This is a genomic window from Mycobacterium sp. 1423905.2, from assembly GCF_001673155.1.
Taxonomy (GTDB): domain Bacteria; phylum Actinomycetota; class Actinomycetes; order Mycobacteriales; family Mycobacteriaceae; genus Mycobacterium.
Genome location: NZ_LZLE01000221.1, coordinates 1 through 3372 on the forward strand (window position 1 = coordinate 1; position 3372 = coordinate 3372).

Below are 3372 nucleotides of genomic sequence, written 5' to 3' on the forward strand. Positions count from 1 at the left end.
CTGTTGCAGCTCATCGGATCCGAACCGGGCCAGGGCGCCAGAACCCAGCACCACCGACTCCAGGTACGGCACCGCGGCCAGCTGATGACCCAACGCCACCAAAATGGCGACCTGCTCGAGCGCACCGAAGCCGTCACCACCGAGCGCCGGCGCCGCCGCAGACGTCAGGATGTCGGAATCGACCAGTTTGCTCCACAATTTGCGGTCGAAGCGTTGGTCGAGTCCGTCCAGCTCGCGGTGATGCTCGGGCGTGCACACCGAGTCCACGATGGTGTCGACCAGACCGCCCAGGTCGTGCGCCGCTTCTGTGGTCGTGAAATCCATGATCAGCAATCCTTCTCGAGGTCAGCGGCTGGCTCGCGGCAACCCGAGCGCGACCATGCCGATGATGTCGCGCTGGACTTCGTTGGTACCACCACCGAAGGTCAGGATCAGACAGGCTCGGTGCATGCGCTCGACCCGCCCGCGCAACAGCGCGCCGGGTGAATCTTGGCGCAACGTCGCGGCCGGACCCAGCACCTCCATCAGCAACCGGTATGCCTCCGTAGCCAATTCGGTGCCGTACACCTTCGCAGCCGAGGCATCGGCCGGCGACAGGGACTCGCTGTGCGACGACGAGAGTTCCCAGTTGATCAGTTTCAGAACTTCCGCCTTGGCGTGTACGCGCGCCAGGTTGATCTGCACCCACTCCGAATCGATGACGCGCGCGCCGCCGGAGTCTTTGGTGTTCTGCGCCCATTCGCGCACCTCGCGCAGCGCCAGGAAAATGGGCGCCGACGACACCAGGGCGACGCGCTCGTGGTTGAGCTGATTGGTGACCAGCTTCCAGCCGCCGTTCTCCTCACCCACCAGATTGGTCACCGGAACCCGCACGTCGGAGTAGTAGGTGGCACTGGTGTCCGGGCCGGCCATGGTCTGCACCGGCGTCCAGGAGAATCCCTCCGCCGTCGTCGGCACCACGAGCATCGATATGCCGCGGTGTTTCTTGGCTTCGGGGTTGGTGCGCACCGCCAGCCACACCCAGTCCGCGTAGGCGATCAGGCTGGTCCACATCTTCTGGCCGTTGATCACATAGTCGTCACCGTCGCGGACCGCGGTGGTGCGCAGGTTGGCCAGGTCGGTACCGGCGCCCGGCTCGGAGTAGCCGATCGAGAAGTGCAGTTCCCCGGCGGCGATCTTGGGTAGGAAGAACTTCTTCTGCTCGTCGGTGCCGAAGGCCATGATGGTCGGCGCCACGCTGTTGATCGTCAGGAACGGCACCGGAGCGCCCGCGAGGGCGGCCTCGTCGGTGAAGATCAGCGAGTCCATCGGGGAGCGGTCTTGGCCGCCGTACTCCTTGGGCCAGTTCAGGGTCAGCCACCCGTCCTTGCCCATCTGCGCGACGGTCTCGCGGTAGACATTGCCGGTTCCGTACTCGCCCTGGACCGAACTGAGCGCCTCGCGGCGCTCCGGCGTCATGAGCGTGGTGAAGTACGACCGCAGTTCGCGACGGAGCTCCTCCTGTTCAGGGGTGTAACTGATGCGCATGCTGCCGCCTCCGGTCAACCGATGTACACGTCGCTAGCCGCGGTCAAGCACGCCGACGGCTACCCATTCGCCATCCCGGTTGTAACACGTTCTAGTCTGGGAAGCCAGCGACCGTATCGTCAGACGTACCGGAGCCCGAGGGTGTTGCTTCATACTGATCCGCAGACGGATGAGTTGGACAAGGCGTGATTCCTAACTCCAGCCCAGGTTCAAGGAGGATGCCGTGCGAGTGAAAGTAGACCGTGACCGCTGCGAAGGTAACGCCGTTTGCGTGGGAATCGCGCCGGATATCTTCGATCTGGACGACGAGGACTACGCGGTCGTGAAGACCGATCCGATCCCTGCCGACCAGGAGGATTTGGCCGAGCAATCGATCGCCGAATGCCCCCGCGCTGCGCTCTTGCGCGGCGACTAACCCCGAGCACGCCGAGACTAGAGGTATTCATAAATTGACTCAGGCCAATGGCAGCACGAACGCGACCGATCTCTCCGGAAAGGTCGCGGTGGTGACCGGCGCGACCGCAGGCCTGGGCCGCGCCGAGGCGCTCGGCCTGGCCCGGCTGGGCGCGACCGTCGTCGTCAACGACATCGCCAAGGCATTGGACGCTTCCGACGTCCTCGACGAAATCAACACCACGGGCGCCAAGGCGATCGCGGTGGCCGGTGACATCAGCCAACGCTCCACCGCCGACGAGCTGATCGCGACCGCCGACGGTCTCGGTGGCCTGGACATCGTGATCAACAACGCCGGCATCACGCGCGACCGGATGCTGTTCAACATGAGCGACGAGGACTGGGATCAAGTCATCGCTGTGCACCTGCGGGGGCACTTCCTGCTCACCCGCAACGCCGCCACCTACTGGCGCGGCAAGGCGAAGGACGCCGGCGGCTCCATCTTCGGCCGGATCGTGAACACCTCGTCGGAGGCAGGCCTGGTGGGCCCGGTCGGACAAGCCAACTACGGCGCGGCCAAGGCGGGGATCATCGCCCTGACCCTGTCGGCCGCCCGCGCGTTGGGCCGCTACGGGGTCTGTGCCAACGCGATCTGCCCGCGGGCTCGCACCGCCATGACCGCGGAGGTCTTCGGCGAAGCCCCCGAAGCAGAGGAAGGCCAGATCGACCCGCTCTCACCCGAACATGTGGTGAACCTGGTCCAGTTCTTGGCGTCTCCGGCGGCCGCGGAGGTCAACGGCCAAGTCTTCATCGTGTACGGTCCACGCGTAACGCTGGTGGCCGCGCCGACCGCCGAGCATCAGTTCAGCGCCGAGGGTGCGGCTTGGGACCCCGCTCAACTGAGCTCGACACTGCGCGATTACTTTGCTGGCCGGGACCCAGAAGTGAATTTTGCCGCCACCGCTCTGATGGGTTAGTAGGCGTCGCCGGGGGGCCGACGGACGCCCGCAAAACACCCTTCCAGCAGCTAGAACACGTGTCAGAAATGGAGCGCGACAAGTGGCTTAACCAGCGAAATTAACGGTATGGCCGCAAAATGCTGATCGTTGACACGGCGAAGTCGTTCTGAGTTAATATGAGCCGGCTCACACCCGAGCACCACGCGATCCCTGGTCGGGCACAGGGCACTCACAGACTTCGCCGCCGAGGAGAGACGGGGGGACCAGGTTGATCCAACAACTTGCCGTTCCGGCTCGCGCCGTCGGTGGATTCTTCGAGATGTCGATCGACACCGCCCGCGCCACCTTCCGTAGGCCGTTCCAATTGGGCGAATTCTTGGAGCAGACCTGGATGATCGCCCGGGTTTCGCTGGTGCCGACGCTGCTGGTCTCCATTCCGTTCACCGTGCTGGTCGCGTTCACCCTCAACATCCTGTTGCGCGAGATCGGGGCG

General features: G+C 64.7%; 4 protein-coding genes and 1 pseudogene. 3 read left to right on the forward strand and 2 right to left on the reverse strand.

Annotation, left to right across the window (positions count from 1 at the left end; all coding sequences use genetic code 11):
* Together A9W95_RS13530 and A9W95_RS13535 are read right to left on the reverse strand one after the other, a co-directional pair.
* Positions 1 to 324, reverse strand: a 324-nt coding sequence (locus A9W95_RS13530; protein WP_172826615.1) for an acyl-CoA dehydrogenase family protein, incomplete at its 3' end; no start/stop codon positions are given.
* A 21-nt stretch (positions 325 to 345) separates the two neighbouring features.
* Positions 346 to 1527: an acyl-CoA dehydrogenase gene (locus tag A9W95_RS13535; RefSeq protein WP_067413304.1), complete on the reverse strand. Its 1182-nt coding sequence runs from the start codon at positions 1525 to 1527 to the stop codon at positions 346 to 348.
* A 223-nt stretch (positions 1528 to 1750) separates the two neighbouring features.
* Here A9W95_RS13535 and A9W95_RS13540 point away from each other — a divergent pair, with 223 nt between their 5' ends.
* The 3 genes and pseudogenes from A9W95_RS13540 to A9W95_RS13550 form a co-directional block, all read left to right on the forward strand.
* Positions 1751 to 1942, forward strand: a complete 192-nt coding sequence (locus A9W95_RS13540) for a ferredoxin (protein ID WP_067413307.1) — start codon at positions 1751 to 1753, stop codon at positions 1940 to 1942.
* Between the two features lie 25 nt (positions 1943 to 1967).
* A complete protein-coding gene (locus A9W95_RS13545; protein ID WP_156746187.1) occupies positions 1968 to 2897 on the forward strand; it encodes a 3-oxoacyl-ACP reductase in 930 nt (309 codons plus the stop codon).
* 250 nt (positions 2898 to 3147) lie between these two features.
* Positions 3148 to 3372 (forward strand): annotated as a pseudogene (locus A9W95_RS13550) (ABC transporter permease); the annotation flags it as partial.